Origin of the sequence: Kibdelosporangium banguiense (genome assembly GCF_017876405.1) — a bacterium.
Classification (GTDB): domain Bacteria; phylum Actinomycetota; class Actinomycetes; order Mycobacteriales; family Pseudonocardiaceae; genus Kibdelosporangium; species Kibdelosporangium banguiense.
The window spans coordinates 8672178-8690142 of record NZ_JAGINW010000001.1 but is presented as its reverse complement, the minus strand read 5'-3'; the positions used below and the strand labels follow the sequence as shown (position 1 = coordinate 8690142).

The 17965-nt window shown below is 67.7% G+C and carries 17 protein-coding genes; 13 read left to right on the top strand and 4 right to left on the bottom strand.

What is annotated here, in order from left to right:
- Positions 1-4: 4 nt before the first annotated feature.
- Complete coding sequence (locus tag JOF56_RS39485) at positions 5-625, bottom strand: DsbA family oxidoreductase (RefSeq protein ID WP_209644513.1); 621 nt, start codon at positions 623-625, stop codon at positions 5-7.
- A 113-nt stretch (positions 626-738) separates the two neighbouring features.
- Here JOF56_RS39485 and JOF56_RS39480 point away from each other — a divergent pair, with 113 nt between their 5' ends.
- Positions 739-1032, top strand: a complete 294-nt coding sequence (locus tag JOF56_RS39480; RefSeq protein ID WP_209644512.1) for an early set domain-containing protein — start codon at positions 739-741, stop codon at positions 1030-1032.
- Here the strand turns inward: JOF56_RS39480 and JOF56_RS39475 are convergent.
- Positions 1029-1976 (bottom strand): zinc-binding dehydrogenase, encoded by a 948-nt coding sequence (locus tag JOF56_RS39475; protein ID WP_209644511.1) that lies wholly within the window; start codon positions 1974-1976, stop codon positions 1029-1031. The two genes, JOF56_RS39480 and JOF56_RS39475, sit on opposite strands and share 4 nt — an antisense overlap.
- A 132-nt stretch (positions 1977-2108) precedes the next feature.
- Between JOF56_RS39475 and JOF56_RS39470 the strand changes: the two genes are divergently transcribed.
- The 7 genes from JOF56_RS39470 to JOF56_RS39440 all read left to right on the top strand — a co-directional run bounded on the left by JOF56_RS39470 (position 2109) and on the right by JOF56_RS39440 (position 8445).
- Positions 2109-3170 (top strand): WXG100 family type VII secretion target, encoded by a 1062-nt coding sequence (locus tag JOF56_RS39470; protein WP_209644510.1) that lies wholly within the window; start codon positions 2109-2111, stop codon positions 3168-3170.
- Positions 3171-3296: 126 nt separating this feature from the next.
- Complete coding sequence (gene rox / locus JOF56_RS39465; RefSeq protein ID WP_209644509.1) at positions 3297-4724, top strand: rifampin monooxygenase; 1428 nt, start codon at positions 3297-3299, stop codon at positions 4722-4724.
- Positions 4725-4851: 127 nt separating this feature from the next.
- On the top strand, positions 4852-5031 hold the full coding sequence (locus tag JOF56_RS39460; RefSeq protein WP_209644508.1) for a hypothetical protein: 180 nt from the start codon (positions 4852-4854) through the stop codon (positions 5029-5031).
- A gap of 7 nt (positions 5032-5038) precedes the next feature.
- A complete protein-coding gene (locus JOF56_RS39455; protein WP_209644507.1) occupies positions 5039-5608 on the top strand; it encodes a MauE/DoxX family redox-associated membrane protein in 570 nt (189 codons plus the stop codon).
- A 7-nt stretch (positions 5609-5615) separates the two neighbouring features.
- The gene (locus JOF56_RS39450) at positions 5616-6146 is read left to right on the top strand and encodes a TlpA family protein disulfide reductase (protein ID WP_209644506.1); all 531 of its coding nucleotides are present in this window, start codon (positions 5616-5618) and stop codon (positions 6144-6146) included.
- Complete coding sequence (locus tag JOF56_RS39445; protein WP_209644505.1) at positions 6143-7972, top strand: ABC transporter ATP-binding protein; 1830 nt, start codon at positions 6143-6145, stop codon at positions 7970-7972. The genes JOF56_RS39450 and JOF56_RS39445 overlap by 4 nt, the downstream gene beginning before the upstream one ends.
- Complete coding sequence (locus tag JOF56_RS39440) at positions 7969-8445, top strand: S26 family signal peptidase (RefSeq protein ID WP_209644504.1); 477 nt, start codon at positions 7969-7971, stop codon at positions 8443-8445. The genes JOF56_RS39445 and JOF56_RS39440 overlap by 4 nt, the downstream gene beginning before the upstream one ends.
- Here JOF56_RS39440 and JOF56_RS39435 read toward each other — a convergent pair.
- Positions 8414-9268 (bottom strand): sigma-70 family RNA polymerase sigma factor, encoded by an 855-nt coding sequence (locus JOF56_RS39435; protein WP_209644503.1) that lies wholly within the window; start codon positions 9266-9268, stop codon positions 8414-8416. The two genes, JOF56_RS39440 and JOF56_RS39435, sit on opposite strands and share 32 nt — an antisense overlap.
- A gap of 84 nt (positions 9269-9352) precedes the next feature.
- Here JOF56_RS39435 and JOF56_RS39430 point away from each other — a divergent pair, with 84 nt between their 5' ends.
- The 5 genes from JOF56_RS39430 (at position 9353) to JOF56_RS39405 (ending at position 16151) form a co-directional block, all read left to right on the top strand.
- Positions 9353-9802 (top strand): carboxymuconolactone decarboxylase family protein, encoded by a 450-nt coding sequence (locus JOF56_RS39430; RefSeq protein ID WP_209644502.1) that lies wholly within the window; start codon positions 9353-9355, stop codon positions 9800-9802.
- Positions 9803-10103: 301 nt separating this feature from the next.
- Positions 10104-12446 (top strand): ATP-binding protein, encoded by a 2343-nt coding sequence (locus JOF56_RS39425; protein WP_209644501.1) that lies wholly within the window; start codon positions 10104-10106, stop codon positions 12444-12446.
- A 99-nt stretch (positions 12447-12545) separates the two neighbouring features.
- Positions 12546-13562 carry an ATP-binding protein gene (locus JOF56_RS39420; protein ID WP_209644500.1) on the top strand — a complete coding sequence of 339 codons (1017 nt, stop codon included), beginning with the start codon at positions 12546-12548 and terminating at the stop codon, positions 13560-13562.
- A 599-nt stretch (positions 13563-14161) separates the two neighbouring features.
- The gene (locus JOF56_RS39410; RefSeq protein ID WP_209644499.1) at positions 14162-14371 is read left to right on the top strand and encodes a hypothetical protein; all 210 of its coding nucleotides are present in this window, start codon (positions 14162-14164) and stop codon (positions 14369-14371) included.
- 70 nt (positions 14372-14441) lie between these two features.
- Positions 14442-16151, top strand: a complete 1710-nt coding sequence (locus tag JOF56_RS39405) for an alpha/beta hydrolase (protein ID WP_209644498.1) — start codon at positions 14442-14444, stop codon at positions 16149-16151.
- A 207-nt stretch (positions 16152-16358) separates the two neighbouring features.
- Here the strand turns inward: JOF56_RS39405 and JOF56_RS39400 are convergent, their stop codons facing one another.
- Positions 16359-17939, bottom strand: coding sequence for a peroxidase family protein (locus JOF56_RS39400; protein ID WP_209644497.1), 1581 nt, complete (start codon positions 17937-17939; stop codon positions 16359-16361).
- Positions 17940-17965 lie beyond the last annotated feature (26 nt).

Genomic DNA, 17965 nt, shown 5'->3' with positions numbered 1-17965 from the left:
GACGCTAGTCGGCGTCCCAGGCCTGGCGGAGGGCCTGGGCGAACACCTCGGTGGGCTGGCCGCCGGACACGCCGACGCGGCGGCCCAGGACGAAGAAGGGCACGGCTCGGGCGCCGAGTTCGGCGGCGTCGCGTTCCTCCTGGCGGACGTCGTCGGCGTAGGCGGCCGGGTCGTCGAGGACTCGTTGGATGTCGGCTTTCTCCAGGCCGACGGTGACCGCGACGTCCAGGAGTGTGTCGCCGGTGAACAGGGAGCGGGCCTCGGCGAAGTTGGCGTGGAACAGGGCGGTCATCAGTTCGTGCTCGAGGCCGTGGGCGCGTGCGAGGTGCAGTACGCGGTGCACGTCGAATGTGTTGCCGACTTCGCGGTCGGTGCGGTAGCCGAGGCCTTCGGCGCGGGCCATCTCGGCGACGCGCTGTTCCATCTCGGCGGCTTGGGGGCCGTAGCGGGAGGTCAGCATGTCAGCGACGGACTCGATGGTGTCGCGGCTGGGATCCAGTTCGAACGAGCGGTAGACGACCTCGACCTCGTCGCGGTGCTCGAAATCGGCCAGCGCGGCCTCGAACCGCGTTTTGCCGATGTAGCACCAGGGGCAGATGACGTCACTCCAGATCTCCACGCGCATGCCTTCGAGCATAGAAACCCACTGGGTACATACCTTGAAGTAAGCGGGTGCACGGTGTGTGAGCACGCATGTGACCCGATCGGGTAAAGCGGGTGTGTGTTTGGCTGGTAGCCATGATCAAGACGCGGTCGCAGAAGAACGGCATGGTCACCGTGACGTGGGTATTGCCCGCGGACGTGCACGAAGGCCCAGTGAGTGTCGTGGGCTGCTTCAACGACTGGACACCGGGAACGCACGTGCTGGGCAAGCGGTCCAACGGCACCCGCTCGGTGTCCTGGACCGCCGCGCCCGGTACCGAGACTCGTTTCCGGTACCTGGGCGACGGCGGCTACTGGTTCGGCGACCCGGACGCGGCAACCGACGGCGTCAACAGCGTGATCGTCGTTGAGCCAGGACTGCGAAACTAGGGGACCAGCACCACTTTGCCGGTCGTCGCCCTGCTCGCCAGCGCGGCGTGCGCGGCCGCGGCCTGCGACAGCGGAAACGCCTGCACCGTCGGCACAAGCGTCCCCTCGGCCGCCGCAGCCAGGGCTTGGCCTTCGAAGTCCGGCGCGTCCGGCAGGCCTTCGATCATCATCAGCAAGGCGTTGGTGACGGTGACATCGCGCGACGCGTCGGGCGTGAACTCCTGCCGCGACGCGTTGCCGATGCTGACAAACCGTCCACCCGGCACGATCCGGTCGTACGCGGCCTGCGCCTTGTCGCCACCCACCCCGTCGAGCACAACCGTGACGCCCTCGAGCGTCTTCGCCCAGCCTGGCTCGTTGTAGTCCACCGCGATGTCCGCGCCCAGCTCACGCACCGCTTGTACCTTCGCGGGCCCGCCAGCCGCACCGATCACTGTCGCACCCAGGTTCCGTGCGTACTGCACGACCAGACGGCCGATACCGCCCGCTGCCGAGGTCACCAGCACGACGTCCTCGGGCGTCAACTCGGCGACGTGGAGCAGTGCCAACGCGGTGAACCCGGTGACGACCATCGCGACCGCCGCCTGGTGATCCAGTCCGTCCGGGATGACCCGCACCGAGCCCACGTCCGCGACCGCCAGCTCCGCGTACCCGCCAGGCGTGCCAAAACGCGTCACGACATCACGGCCAACCCACGAGGCGTCCACATCAGACCCCACGGCGTCGACGACTCCCGCGACCTCACCGCCGAAGATCGCCGGCAGTTCCGGCAACGGCGGCGCCATGCCACCGTCGCCACCTGCCCGCATCACGGTCTCGATGTGGTGCACACCCGCCGCTTTCACCGCGATACGTACCTGCCCCGGCCCGGGGACGGGATCCTCGACGGTCTCGTACCGCAGATTCTCCGCGGGCCCGAACGTGTGCAGAACAACGGCGTGCATCAGCTCTCCTGAAGGTTGTGATCGTGTCCTTCCCCGAGCCTGCAACCTCAACAATGCTTGAGGTCAACCCTGGCTGTCATGACGTCTGTTCAGCCCTCCCGTCCGGCAGGTGCCGGCCCATAACGTGATGGAATGACGCCCAGCGAGGGATACGCAGTCGTCCCGGACGCGTTGACCGCACACGCCCGGCAACTGAACACGCTCGCAGACGAGATGCAGGCGATAACGGACGCAGCGCACACCAAGATGCCCGGTGATGCGCTCGGCGAGGTCGGCCAGTCGTTCACTTCGTTGATGGAGCAGTTCGTCACAGCCGGGGCCCGCGCTCTGCAGTCGGGTATCAACGCGATGCAGGCGACCGGAACCGGTGTCCAGAGCAACGCGAACACGTTGGAACAAAGGGAAAGCACGACCGCGGCGACCTTCGGCGGCCAGCCCGCCGCGGAAACGACGGTCGAGCCGACCCGGTCGCCTCAACGTGTTCCGGAGGACAGCGCGCACCTGCAGCTGGCGAACTACACGGCACCGCCGGCTGGGCCGGTGCCCAGTCAGTCCGAGTCTTCGTGGAGCCAAAGCCCGGCCCGCACCTGGGATCTGCACGTCGGCGACGACCAGTGGAACCCAGCCGGGTCCGGCCCGGGGACTCCGTCGCCGATGACAGCCGACGCGCGAGCCCAGCTCGCCGACCAGCTGACCCAGCAATCGCAGATCAGCCCGGCTGTTGCTGATCTGGCCGTCGGACTGGCTCCCGCCGGCACCAACAGGGTCATCATCGGCGAACCGGGCGTCGGGGCGGCCGTGCAGTTCTACAACGATCACTCGATCCCTTACCAGGACCGGGACGAGTCCGGCCAGATCCGCAGCGACATGCTCCTGGAAGGCAACGTCCGAGAGCCGCTGGGGCAGCGGGACGTCGCGGTCCTGGGCGGCGGCCAAGACGGGCTATGGGCCGCGTTGGCCGATACCTCCGCACGTTTCGGCGGCCAGCCGGGAGAACTGTGGATCCAGGTTCCGGAGGGCCGCGATGTTCAGGCGGTGTTCAAGGATTTCATGTCTCCCGACCAGGCCGACACCCTCGACGCCGCCACCCGGAACAGTTTCTCGAACATCGACGTGACATTCATGACCCCTGAAGGGATTGTGCTGGGCACGGTCTCGAACGCCGACCCGTCCGTCCGCAATGGACAAAAATGAGCAAAGGCAAGGAACCTCGTTCCTTGCCTCTTCTAACGTATAGCGCACCTGGGGTCTTGCGGCAAGACCCGGGTTGTGCTGCACACTCACCCGCCTAAGCCAGAACAGTGCCGAAGCGGGGGTTTCGTGATAGACGTGATCGTTGCCGGTTGTGGACCGACCGGCTTGATGCTGGCCAGCGAATTGCGATTGCAGGGCGTGCACGCGCTCGTGCTGGAGAAGGACACCGAGCCGACCAAGGTCGTCCGCGCGCTCGGCATGCACGCGCGCACCATCGAGGTACTGGACCAGCGTGGCCTGCTGGAACGGTTCCTCGCGGTGGGCCAGCAGCACCCGGTCGGTAGTTTCTTCGCCGGCATCGCCAAGCCGACGCCGGAGCGGCTGGACACCGCACATCCCTACGTTTTGAGCATCCCGCAGCCCACCACCGACCGCCTGCTGACCGAGCACGCCCTCGAGGTCGGTGTCGAGATCAGGCGTGGCTGTGAGCTGGTCGGGCTCAGCCAGGACGATGACGGAGTGACCGTCGAACTGGCCGACGGCACGCAGCTTCGCTCGCGCTACCTCGTCGGTTGCGACGGCGGCCGCAGCACGGTCCGCAAACTGCTCGGCATCGACTTCCCCGGTGAGCCAAGCAAAGCCGAGACGCTGCTGGGCGAAATGGAGGTCGCCGTACCGCCGGAGGAGCTGATGGCGGTGGTGGCCGAAATCCGCAAGACCCAGCTTCGGTTCGGCGCCATGCCCCTGGGCAACGGGGTGTACCGCGTTGTCGTGCCTGCCGAGGGCGTGACCGAGGACCGCGCGGTCCCACCGACCTTCGAGGAGGTCAAGCAGCAGCTGCGGGCGACCGCCGGCACCGACTTCGGCGTGCACTCACCGCGCTGGCTCTCGCGTTTCGGCGACGCCACCCGGCTGGCCGAGCAGTACCGCAGTGGCCGGGTGTTGCTGGCCGGCGACGCGGCACACGTCCACCCGCCCGCCGGTGGGCAGGGCCTCAACCTCGGTGTCCAGGACGCGTTCAACCTGGGGTGGAAACTGGCCGCCGAGGTCAACGGCTGGGCACCGGAAGGGTTGCTGGACAGCTACCACACCGAACGGCGTCCTGTGGCCGCCGTCGTGCTGGACAACACCCGCGCGCAGATGGAGCTGATGTCCACCGAGCCAGGGCCGCAGGCCGTGCGCCGGCTGGTGTCGCAGCTGATGGACTTCGAGGAGGTTCGCCGGTACCTGATCGAGCAGATCATCGCGGTCGGGATCCGTTACGACTTCGGCGAAGGGCCTGAACTGCTCGGCCGGCGGCTGCGGGATGTGGAGCTCAAGCAGGGGCGTCTCTACGAGCTGATGCGCGGCGGCCGCGGGCTGCTGCTGGATCAGACCGGCCGGCTTTCGGTTGCGGGCTGGGCGGATCGAGTCGATCACGTCGTGGATGTCAGCGAGGAGCTGGACGTGCCCGCGGTGCTGTTGCGGCCCGACGGCCACGTGGCGTGGATCGGTGAGCACCAGCAGGATCTGCTCGGCCGGCTGTCCAGGTGGTTCGGCGCCGCCGCCGGCTGAGTGCCTCTTTCGGCCGTTGACACGCCGCCGGGATCGGCGAAAAGTAGGTTGTCGTTCCGCTCTGGGGCCGGGGGGTCGCGGAACATGATTCCTTGTGCCTCTCGGCCATCGACGACAAGGAGGACCAGTGCTCAAAAAACTGGGGAACCTGGGCGATCGGCTGCTGACCCGGCTGGTGCCCAAGGTGGTCGCCTCGGCCGGCACGCAGGGGTGCACGGGCATCTACTGCGGCTGCATCGCCGGCTACGACTCCTACCGCCTGACGAACGAGAGCTCCTGCAGCAAGTGTCGCTCGTCGATCTGCTGATCAGCAGATGAACCATGTCAGTCTCGCCTGTGCCGTCACACTGGCCGGGGTTTTCCTGGCTGCCGTGTGGAACAAGCGCAGCAGGCTCCGTTTCGAGGTCTTCGTGGCCACTGCGGGGCCGCTGAGCCTGCTTCCTCGCCGATGGCGTGGCAGGGCTGCGGCCGCGGTGACGGCAGCCGAGTCGGCTGTCGTCACCGCTTGTGCCGTGGGCGCCGTACTCGCGGTCCTCGGTCAAGGCGGAACCGTGCTGCTGCTGGGACTGCTTGGCGCCGGGGCGCTTCTGCTGATCTTCACTGTCGCAATCGGACTCATGCTACGGCGTGGTGAACGCGCGCCCTGCCACTGTTTCGGCACGCGTGACACACCACTCGGACTCGCGCACGTCGTGCGCAACCTGTTCCTGCTCGCGCTGTGTGTCCTGGGATCGCTGGGCGATTCGAGCGGATTCGCCGTCCCCGGGGTGGTGCTGGCGGTGGTGGCCGGTTTGTTGGCCGCCACGCTGGTGATCCGGCTGGACGATCTGCTCGCCTTGTTCAGCACCACCTCACCGCGGCGCCCGACGGGGAACCTTCGATAGGAGTCGCATGCCCTACCTTGTCGCCGCGGTGATCCTCGTCGGCGTGCTGGTCATCATCGACCTGATCCTCACCCTCGGCGTGATCCAGCGGCTGCGCGAGCACGCCCGGCTGCTCACCCAGGCACTCGAAGGCACCCAGAGCGTCGCGGACTTCATGCTGCCCGCCGGATCGCCACTGCCCGGACTGCGGGCCACCACAGTGGACGGCACCGCCGCACCGGACACCGGGCCGCTGCTGATCGGATTCTTCTCACCGACCTGTCACGCCTGTCTGGAGCGGCTGCCCGGCTTCGTCAGTTACGCCGACGCGTTCGACGGGCGGGTACTCGGCGTGGCGGTCGGCGCGCCCGAGGACGTCGGCGACATCGTCGCCAAACTGCGTGGGGTCGCCGACGTGGTCATCGAACAGGTGGACGGTCCGCTCGCGAAAGCGTTGCAGGTCAAGGGAATGCCCGCGATGGCCACGGTCGGCGCGGACGGTGTCGTGGTGGCCAGCGGGTTCGAGTTGGCGGCCCTGCCGAGTCTCGTCACCACGTGACGACAAGGCGTGGCGCCGTCGAGGCGTTGGGGGTCGCGTGGCGCGCGGCACCCGCGGTGCTGGCCGGATACCTGGCCGCCACCGTGCTGGGCGGAGTCGTTCCGGTGCTGGTCGCGTGGCTGACCAAGCTCGTACTCGACCGGATCGGCCCTGCCGCGGCCGGTGAACTGCTTGTCCTGGCCGGTGCTCTGGCCGTGTCCGGGGTGTTGCTGGTCGTGGTCGCCCAGGCCGCGAAGTACCTGCAGCTCGAGCTCGGCCGACGGATCGGGCTGCTCACCCGTGACCGGCTCTACACCGCGACCGGGCGGCTCGGCGGTCTGGCCCGGCTGGAGGACCCGGCGTTCCAGGATCGGTTGCGGATGGCGCAGCAGCACAGCCGCAATGGTCCGTCCGCGGTGGTCGACGGTGTGCTCGGTGCCGCGCAGTCGGCCCTCACGCTGCTGGGTTTTCTCGCCACACTGGCCACGTTGAACTGGCTGATGGCGGTGGTCGCCGTGGTCGCGGGCGGGCCGGCGCTGATCGTCGAGCTACGGCTGAGTCGGCGCCGCGCGGAGGTCATGCAGGGCATCACCCCGGCCGAGCGTCGCGAGTTCTTCTACGCCGACCTGCTCACCAGCCTGGAAGCGGCCAAGGAGGCACGGCTGTTCGGCCTCGGGCCGCTGTTTCGCAGGCGCATGCTCACCGAGCTCAGTGCGGCCGACGCCGAGCGCCGGGCGTTGGACCGGCGCGAGTTCGCCGCGCAGGGCATGCTCGGTGTGCTCAGCGCGGTGGTCGCGGGTGGCGGGCTGGTCTGGGCGATCTTCGCCGCACGCGACGGCCGGCTGACGATCGGAGACGTGGTGGTGTTCGTCGCCGCGGTCGCCGGAGTGCAGGCAGCGCTTGGCATGATCGTCGACAAACTGGCCACGGCGCACAACGCGTTGCTGCTGTTCGGCCACTATCACGCGGTCACCCGCGCGGAGCCCGATCTCGGCGAGTCCGCGCAGCCGGTCGCGGTCGAGCCGCTCGAACGCGGTATCGAGTTCCGTGACGTGTGGTTCCGTTACAGCGACAGCCATCCATGGGTGCTGCAGGGCGTCGACCTGTTCATCCCGTTTGGACAGTCAGTGGCTCTGGTCGGGCACAACGGCGCCGGCAAGAGCACCCTCGTCAAACTCCTGTGCCGGTTCTACGACCCCACGCGTGGCGCGGTGCTGTGGGACGGCGTCGATCTGCGCGACCTGTCGCTGGCCGAGCTGCGCCGCCGGATCAGCGCGGTGTTCCAGGACTTCATGTGTTACGAGCTCAGCGCGCGGGAGAACATCGAACTCGGTGACGTCGACGGCGCCGACGACCTCGGCGATGACCGGCGCGACGCGGTGGCGCTCGCCGCGAAACGAGCCGGGATCCACGATCTGCTCGACGGCCTGCCCCGCGGCTACCGCACGTTGCTGTCCCGGATCTTCATCGACGAGGAGGACAAGGCGAACCCGGAGACAGGGGTGCTGCTCTCCGGCGGGCAGTGGCAGCGGGTCGCGCTCGCGCGGGCGTTCCTGCGTGACGCGCGGGACCTGCTGATCCTCGACGAACCCGCGTCCGGTTTGGACGCCGAGGCCGAGCACGCGATCCACACCGAGCTGACCGCGCACCGAGCCGGACGGACCAGTGTGCTGATTTCGCACCGGCTCGGCTCGGTCCGTGACGCCGACCGGATCGCGGTCCTCGTCGACGGCCGGGTGGCCGAGCTCGGGACCCACCACGAGCTCATCGAGGCGGGCGGGACCTACGCCCGTCTGTTCCAGCTGCAGGCAAGTGGATACGAGAGCCGGGCAGGGGCAGCGAAATGAGACGACTCACCGTGGGCCTGCTCGGACTTGGCCTGCTCGTCGGGGCCGCACGCTGGGCAGCGGGCCGATGGTCGGCGGTAACCGTGTCAGGCGACAGCATGAGTCCCGCCTTGTCGGACGGGGACCGGGTTTGGGTGCGGCGCTCGTCATTGCCGCGGCTGAGGGTGGGAGACATTGTCGTCGCCCGGGTGCCGGGCATTGCACGTACGCACGAACCAGGCCCCCGCGACCGCGTCTGGCTGATCAAACGTGTGGCCGCACTGCCGGGCGACCCGGTACCGCAACCTGTGTCCGCCGCGGTCAGCGGCGACAAGCGAGTACCGCCAGGACACCTGATCCTGCTCAGTGACAACGCCGCCGACGCCGTCGATTCGCGCCAGTTCGGCTACGTCGCCCACGAACTCGTCCTCGGCCGGGTCGTCAGGTCCCGTCAGCAGTGGTTCACTCTGGCCTCGGCAGATCCATCGAGGTGAGTCGGGCCGGGTCGATCACGACCGCGATCCCGGCGACCCGGCCGTCGACAACGGTGAACGCCATGACCGAGAGCGGAGTGCCGTCCTCGCGCCAGGACACGATCCCGGGAAGACCGTTGACGAGCACCTCCCGCGCCCGCACAGCCAGGCCCGAAGCCAGCCGCAGCCGTGCTCCGGCGGCGACCTTGGTAGCGCCAAGCACAACGATCGCACCATCGGGTGTATCGACGGTCAGTTTCACCTCGGGATCGAGCACACGCAGCAACTCCTCGAAGTCACCGTGGCGTGCCGCGGCCAGGAAAGCCTGGACCACCTCCCGCTGTTCCCGTCCCGCGACCGTCGGCTGCCCGCTCGCCTGCACCTTCTTGCGGGCGCGGCTGGCGAGCATCTTGGTGGCGCCGGCGGACTTGCCGAGAATCTGGCCGATCTCGTCGAACGGCACCGCGAACAGATCGTGCAGCACGAACGCCAGCCGCTCACTCGGCCTGAGCGACTCAAGGACAACGAGAAGCGCGAGCCCGACCGAGTCAGCGAGCGCCACGTCGTCCTCAGGCACGGGCCCGTCGTCGACCGTCACGACGAGCTCGTCGTAGGACGCCTCGGGGCGAGCCTGGCGCGAGCGCAGGACATCGAGGCTGATCCGGCCGACCACCGTGGTCAGCCAGCCTGCGAGGTTGTGAATGGCCGCGGTGTCCTGGCGCGAGAGCCGCAGCCATGCCTCCTGCACCACATCCTCGGCGTCGGCGTGCGACCCAAGCATGCGGTAGGCGACCCCATGCAGCCGGTCACGCTGGGTCTCGAACGTCTCGGCCACGTCGGTCATGGTTGTTACCTTCCTCGGATCCGCTTCGTCATAGGTGATGACGGGCCCAGAGGGCCACAGGTAACCGACGAAGGAGCAACACCGGTGCAGGCACGCATGAAAAGCCAGGCGAACCCCGACGTGATCACCGCGATCCAGCAGCTCAACAAGACAATTCACGCCGCAGGCGTCGACCCGCTCCTGCTCGGGCTGGTCCACCTGCGCGCCAGCCAGATCAACGGCTGTGGCCCCTGCGTCTTCGCCGGGGTCACCTCAGCGAAGAAGCAGGGAGAGACCGAGGAACGCCTGCACAACGTGGCCGCCTGGCGCGAGACCCCCTTCTTCACCGAACAGGAACGGGCGGCCCTCGCCCTCACCGAGGCCGCCACCCGCATCCAAGACGGCGCCCCCGGCGTCACCGACGAAATCTGGACCGCAGCCGCCACACACTTCGACGACAAGCAACTGTCGGCGATCATCCTGAACATCGCCTTGACCAACTTCTTCAACCGGATCAACCACACAACCCGGGAGCAGGCCGGCAAGACCTGGTGAGCCGGTTGCGTGCCGCTCAGTAGACAGACGCCGAGTTCTGCTTCGCCCAGTTCTTCTCGGCGTCTAATGGCCGTTGACGAGACTGCGTCAGCCCTTGCCGTTCCCCGATGCCGGGCTGCTGCCGCATTCTTGACGCTTGTCGGTTGCTCCGGGGATCTTTCTTCCGATACTGGAGGAACGTGCGGTGCATCGCCAATGGTCATGGTGAACGCATCGTGGCCTCTGGTGGCCTCGCTGAGCGCGCCCGGCTCGGGGCCTGGATGGCACATCGAACGTGGGACCTCACATGTCGTGCACCAGCGTGGAGCATTACCTTGGCAATCTTCCCGCCGAGGTCACCAGTTTCGTGGACCGCCGAAGGGAGATCTCCGAGGCCAGGCGGCTGTTGTCGGCCAGTCGGCTGCTGACGTTGACTGGTGCCGGTGGGGTGGGCAAGACGCGGCTCGCGCTGCGGGTGGCGGCTGGGGTGCGGCGGGCGTTCGCCCATGGGGTGTGGCTGGTGGAGCTGGCTGGGTTGCGGGATCGGACGCTGGTGGCGCACACCGTGGTGCAGGCGCTGGAGATCCATGACGACACCGGGCGTGAGCCGCTGGGGCTGCTGGTCGATTTCCTGCGGGACCGACAGGTGCTGCTGGTGGTGGACAACTGCGAGCATCTGGTGGGCGAGTGTGCCGTGCTGGCCGACTTGGTGCTGCGCGGGGCCGCCGGGCTGCGGATTCTGGCCACCAGCCGGGAAACCCTTCGGGTGTCCGGTGAGCAGGTCCTGCCGGTCGATCCGCTGTCGGTCGGTCCGCCCAACGCCTCGCGGCCGGCCAGGACCGGTCCCGGGGATGCTGGGGATGGCGCGGTGGTGTTGTTCGCTGAGCGCGCTGTGGCGGTGGTGCCGGCGTTCGCGGTCACCGCTGAGAACCAGGAGCAGGTGGCTGGTATCTGCCGTCGGCTGGACGGCCTGCCGCTGGCCATCGAACTGGCCGCGGCGCGGCTGCGGGTGTTCTCGGCGCATCAGATCCTGGCCCGGCTGGACGACCGGTTCGGCCTGTTGACCACCGGTCCGCGTACGGTGTCGGCGCGCCATCGGACCCTGCGGGCGGTGATCGACTGGAGCTTCCAGTTGTGTAGCCCCGATGAGCAGGCAGTCTGGGCGCGGGCCTCGGTGTTCGCCGGCAGTTTCGGGTTACCGGCGGCCGAGGAGGTCTGCGCCGGTGAGGATCTGCCTGCCGACTCCATCGTCGAGTTGCTGGCCGGGTTGGTGGACAAGTCGATCCTGATCCGGGACAACCACAGCACGCAGACCCGGTACCGGTTTCTGGAGACGCTGCAGCAGTACGGGCAGAACGAGCTGCGCCAGGCCGGCCAGCAGGACCGGCTGCGGCGCCGGCACGCCGACTGGTACCTGCACCTGGCTGAACAAGGCGAACGGGAGTGGTTCGGCCGCGACCAGGCCGCCTGGTTGCGGCGACTGCGACTCGAGCACGCCAACCTGCGCCTCGCACTGGAATTCCACCTCACTCGCCCCGGCCAGACCCAGGCTGGACTGCGCCTTGCCGCAGCACTGTCGTTCTACTGGGGCCACTCCGCCGCGCTGACGGAAGGACGACAGTGGCTGGACCGGGCACTGGCTCTGCACGCCGAGCCGAGCAGGCACCGAGCCAAGGCGCTGTGCGCCATCGGCTTCATCGCGAGCCACCAGGGACACCTTCAGGCTGCTGTCCGCTGGTTGGAGGAGGCGCAGGAGCTGGCCCGCCAGGTGGGCGACGCGTCCATCCTGGCCTGGGCCACCGAGCGACTGGGAACCTCCGCGATGTTCAGCGGCGATCTGGACCGCGCCGCCCCGCTGCTGGAGCAAGCGCTGGCGCGGTACCAGGCCCTCGGCGAGCCGGACAACCTCGGCGCGGTGCTGGCCCGTCTCGCCCTCGCCGGCACTCGTGTGCTCCGCGGAGACCTAGCCGGCACGGTGGAACTCAGCCAGGAGGCCCGCATCATCTGCCGGGCACACGGCGACCGTACGTACCTGGCCTACGCGCTGACCCTCCTCGGCCGCGCCCAGTGGGCCGGGGGCAACCTGGCGGAAGCGGCCAGGTCCGCTCAGGAGGCTCTGCGGCTACGGCGAAGCGTGCCCGACCCCGTGGCGCTCATGCTCTCCGTCGAATTGGTCGCCTGGATCGCCGAGACAGCCGGCGAGCACGAGCGGGCCGCCGTCCTGCTCGGCGCGGCCCATTACATCACGCGGACCTTCGGGATCTCCGGGCTGCTCCATTCCGCGGCCTTCGCCGTCCCGCATCGGGAGTGCCAGGCGCGCACCCGCCAAGCCCTGGGCACCCCTGCGTTCGAGGCTGCCTTCCAGCGCGGCACCGAACTCGACCTCGACCAGGTCATCGCCTACACCCTCGGCGAGAGCTCCCAGCCTGTCCCCGTGGCTGCTGCCGCCGCCGACGAACCACTGGCGCCGCTGACCCGCCGCGAACAGCAGGTCGCCGAGCTGGTCGCGCAAGGACTGTCCAACAAGGACATCGCCGCCCGGCTGGTGATCGCCCAGCGTACCGCGGAAGGCCATGTGGAGCGCATCCTGACCAAGCTCGGCTTCACCACACGCACCCGACTCGCTGCGTGGGTCTCCCGACAACGAGAAGGCCGAGACCGATGATGGCAGGCCGCCTGCGTGGGGTCTGTGGCTGATCGGTGAGGAAGCCTGGATTCCGCGGCGCTGGAACTGCTCGATCATTCGCGCCGGGATGCCGCGACCGTGCTGGCCGAATTCCTGGCGGACAAGCACCTGCTGCTCGTGCTGGACAACTGTGAGCACGTACTGGCGTGTTGTGGACACCTCGTAGCCCGGTTGCTGTCGGCTGCTGCGAGGCTGTCTGTGCTGGCCACCAGCCGGGAGCCGCTGGGCATCCCCGGTGAACAGCTCTGGCCCGTCCCGCCGCTGTCCGTGCCGCCGGCCGATGGCGATGCTCAGGTGCCGGAACAGTCCCCGGAAGCTCTGGTGTTGTTCGAGCACCGAGCGAGTGCGGTCGCTCCAGGTTTCACGGTGGGCCAGGACAACTGGCTCGCGGTGGCGCGGTTGTGCCGGCGGCTGGACGGTCTGCCGCTGGCGATCGAACTGGCCGCCGTCCGGATGCCGATCTTGTCCGCGGAGCAGATGCTGGAGCGGCTGGAAGACCGGTTCGCGCTCCTGACGGCCGGGAGCCGCACGGCCCTGCCGCGCCATCAAACCCTGCGGGCGACGGTCGACTGGAGCTTCGAGTTGTGCTCGGAGCCGGAACGGGCGCTCTGGGCGAGGTGTTCGGTGTTCGCCGGGGACTTCAACCTGGACGCCGCCGAACGCGTGTGTGCCGGTGCGGGGCTGGCCACCGGCGAGGTCTTCGAGGCGGTTTCCGGGCTGATCGACAAGTCGGTTCTGGTCAGGGACGAATGCGGGCATGTAGTGCGGTACCGGATCCTGGAGACCATCCGCGAGTACGGGCGGCAGCGATTGGAGCAGGCCGGTGACACGGCTGCGGTGCTCCGCCGGCACCGCGACTACTACCTGCACCTGGCTGAACAGGCCGACGTGAACGTTAGTGGCCCTCGCCAGTACGAATGGGCCGAGCGTCTGCGGGCCGAGCGGGCCAACATGGGGGCGGCGCTGGATTACTGCCTGACGCGGTGCAGGCAAACGACGACGCCGGCCAGGCCCGTGCGCACTACGTCCTCGGCTGGGCTTGGGAACAACGCGCCGACTTCCACAAGGCGCTGGACCACGCGTGCCATTCCTTGAGCCTGTTCCACAACTCGGGCACACCGGTCTGGACCGCGCTGGCACTGAATGCCGTGGGATGGTTCCACACCCAGCTCAACGACTACGAAGCCGCCCGTAGTCACTGCGAACAAGCCCTTCCGCTGTTCCGCGAGCACACGGACCGCAACGGCGAAGCGCAACCCTCGACAGCCTCGGCTACATCGCCCACTGCACCGGCAAGCTGTCCGAAGCCGCCACACACTACTCGACGGCTCTTCAGCTCTACCGAGACCTGGACAACGCCTACTGTGCGGCGTCTACTTTGGACCACCTCGCGGAGACCCACCTCGCAGCCGGCGCCACGGACCTCGCCACGGCCACGTGGCAACAGGGCTTACGACCTCTATGAGGCCCAGAACCGAACAACCGAATGCGACCGGGTGAGCCGGCACCTCGGTACTACTGGCGGTGCTCGTATTGGATCAGGAACTGGTGGACGAGTTGGTCGGTGATTTCTTCGGTACAGGGCACTGACACTTTGTCGCCGTCACCCGCACCCTGGACATCATCACCGAAGTCTGCGGCCAAGCATGCGCCGAACTGCGGTCCACTGTGGAAGTACTGCGTGATCCCGTGCCGTGCCGCCCAGTCTCACCGACCTCGACGCGATCCGGACAGTCGCGGCAGGCGAGTCGCTGCTATCGGCCGGTTCCCCTTCCCGGCTGTTCGCAGTCGACCAAGCCGGGCTGGCGCTCGCGTTAACCGCGATCGACCTGCTCGCCTGGCCCCAGACGACGTGCGCGTCGGGTATGCGCGCTTCACGCCCCATACCCAGTGGGGCCAGGTGAATGGCTCACTTGGGCCGTGGGTTTTCTTGGCCGAGACTGGTTTCTACCACCGGATTGTGGGGAAACGATCATGGAAGCTGCACAGGAGTTCTCGGCTCGGCGTAGCCTGCTGCTCGCCGTGGGAGTCGTCGTCGCGTTGATCGCCGGCGTTGTTCCGGCATTCCCCACTCCTGCGGCTTCGTCTGCGGTGCCGATTCCAGAGCGGTATCTCACCCAGCGCATCGAGTGGAAGTCGTGTTTCCCGCAGGGACCTCCATCTGGTTTGCCGCCGGGGTCGGAACGGTTGGAGTGTGGGTCGTTCGCCGCGCCGCGCAACTGGAACCGGCCGGAGGACAAGATCGACGTGGTGATCGCGGTCAGCCGCCTGCGCCCGGCCAGTGGCGCGGAACCACGGGGCAGCGTGCTGGCCAACCCGGGTGTTCCCGGCGTGCCGGGACGGCTCCTGCCGTTGGTCTTCCTGCAGGCGGACCGGGGCAGGCTGCTGGACAATATGGAGGTTGTCGGGATCGACGTACGGGGGACCGGCGACAGCACCAACGTCTCCTGTGGCAACGCCCCCTCCAGCTCGTTGGATCCGAGGGACCGCAGCGCGGCCAATCTCGACCTGATCCTGGACACCATGCGGCTCCTCGCCAGGTCCTGCCAAACTCACTCGGGCGAGCTGGGCCGCTATATCACCACCGAGCAAACCGTGCGGGACCACGATCTGTTGCGGCACCTGCTGGGCCAGGAGAAGATCAGCTGGATCGGGTACTCCGCGGGCACCTGGCTGGGTGCCTACTACGCCACCTACTTCCCGCACCGGGTGGACAAGTTCGTGCTGGACTCGAACGTCGAGTTCACCACCGGCTGGCAGGCGGCACTCCGCTGGCAGCCTCGAGGCTACGAACGCCGTTTCCGGGAACATTTCCTGCCTTGGGTGGCCACGTATGACAACGTGTACCACCTGGGCACCACCGCGGAGGCTGTGCGGCAGGTCTACGAACAGGTACGGGCCACACTGACCGAACGGCCGGCGGAAGTGGACATCGACGGTGAAGTGCTCACGGCCGACGCGGTGACGCTGGACTCGGCCATCATCATGTCGTTGTACACGAAGTATCTTTTCCCGAAGCTGGCCAGATTCCTTCGCGCGGTGCGTGCGGCGGCCGGAACATCCGGACACGCGATCGCGTTTGGCCAGCCGCAGCAGGCAGCCGCCCAACTCGAAGCTGCGAAACGACGGCCGCACGGTCCGCCACTGCCCATGCAAACGCAAGGACAGCAAACCGAGGACGCGATCACCGCGACGATGTCGGCCATCACCTGCAACGACACCCCATGGCACGGCGATCGCACCAGCCTCATCCGAGAGTCGGAACGCCAAGGACGCCGCTACCCACTGCCCGGCTGGTACAGCATCTTCCAGCAGTGTGTGTTCTGGAAACGTCCGAACCTGTTCCTGCCTCAACCGACCGGTCAAGGCGTGCCGCCGGTGCTCATGGTGCAGTCGACGCACGACCCCGCCGCCCCTATCGAGGGCGCTGAGCGAGCCCACCGACGGTTCACGGGCTCCCGGCTGCTCACCGTGACCGGTGAGGGCGACCACACCATCTACGCCGGCGGCAATCCCTGTGTCGACAACCAGGTGGAAGCATTTCTGGTCGACGGCGTGGTACCGGCTGGCGACCTCAGCTGTCCAGGAATGCCGCTACCACAACCAGACGCTCCTCCACGGCTGACGAACCCGCTGCAGGCCCTTGTGAAGTTTCTTGGCCTGACTGGCCCGCTGCCAAAATAGGACGTCCAGAAAGTCGGTAGATTCCGAGAATCTGGGCCGGGTTGAAGCGCAGACACTTCGCTGCGCGGGCACTGACACTTTCCTGCGTTTCGGGGACAGAGCGGCTGCGCGTCGTGGAAGGCGCGAGGAAGGTGTCAGCAGTCGCGCAAAAAAGCGTCAGTGACCGATTCGGATGAAAGGGCACGATGCCATCGTCTGAACGGCTGATCACTGCCCGCGGCTGGTCGGGTCAACCCTGGCGAAGGTGAGCAGGTCGACCATGGTGAAGTCACCGGTCGACCCGTTGCGTCCGGGCAACGTCGGCCGCCAGTTCCGGCGGACCGCCAGGTAGGAGGCCGGGTCCAGCTCCAGCAGCCCGATGAACACCTCGCCGATCAGCCTGGCCCCCACCCCGGCGAGCGTGATGCCGTCGCCGAGCAGTTGGCCTTCCTTGAGGACGTAGTACCAGAGCGGGGTACTGGCATCCAGTCCGGCGCCCAGCGGCCGCAGCTCGGGAAAGCTGTCCGGACCGAGCACCGGGATGCCCATCGCGGTGGCGATTTGCTGGCCGGACGGAAGCGACCAGGTCAGGTGCCGCAGCAGATTGCGCTGAGGCAGCGCGGTCGGCGGGTCGCCGGACGGGATCGCGGCCAGCGGCAGGTTGAACAGCGGCGTGGAGATCCTGGTGTCGATGCGCTTGTTGGGACGGACGTTGCCGTCGCCGAAGTTGAAGAACGTCTGCCAGCCGATGAACCGGCGCGGCGCGCGGGCGCCGCCGCGCAGGTCGACTGGGTCCCGTTGGCCCTGCCCGGTCGGGTCGAAGATGAAGCCGAAGAAGGCCGGGGCTCCGGTCGCGGGGTCGCCGCCGGGGTCGCCGCGCAGGTTCGCCCGGTAGGACGGCCGGATCATGCTATGTCCGAACCGGTAACAGGCGCCCTGGAACTCCACCGGCATGAAGTGCTGCCCCGGCGACGGCCGGTAGAACCGGCGACCGTGCGTGAGAATGTCCCGGGTAATGCCAAACGTGATGATCTGCGGCAGGAACTCGTGCACGATGATCCACTGGTAGTGCCAGGTGACCAGGCGCCGTGCCTTGTCGAAGACCTCGTCGGCCGGCACACCCTGGGACCGCAACCGGTCGACGACCCGATTGTGGAACAGTAGGAAGGCGGCGTGCATGCCAGAGATCATCAGGTTCTCGTCGTTGCGCGGATCGGCGATGATCGCCACGTTGTCCGCCCGCCGTGGTACGTCCTCGAAAAGGCCACCGCTCTCCACCTTGAACTTCACCCGGTCGGCCGGGTCGTAGAATTCTGGATTGACGTTGGGGCCGCCGCCATACACCGAGTCGAGCGACAGTGTCGGATTGCGCGTATTCGGTGATGTCCTGGGATTCGTCGGCACCCCGAGCGGTGAGTTGTTGTCGAAGGTGAAGTCGTGGTCGACGAACTGACCGAAAAATGTCGTGCCGGCCGTATGGAACGGATTGTCCGGGTTGTTGGGACTCAGCTCCGGGTTGGTGATAAGCCGGACCGGCCCCTCCTGTAGCGGATCCCTGGCATCCATCAACCCGCCTGGCCGACCGAGCTCGCGCAGCGCAGCCCGAACCTGGTCGTTCGCCGGCGCGAACGGCGGCAATTTGAAGATGCGACCAAAGAATCTGGGCGAGGTGGCCGCAGGCTCGACAACCTCTTCGGCGAATGCCGCACCAGGTCGCAAGGTGACCGCTGTGGCCGCGCCCGCGGTGACGCCACCGAGAAATCCTCGTCTACTGAGGCCTGTCCGCTTGTCATTGTCGCTCGACCCCATGTCGTCCTCCCACGAGCGTCAGTAGC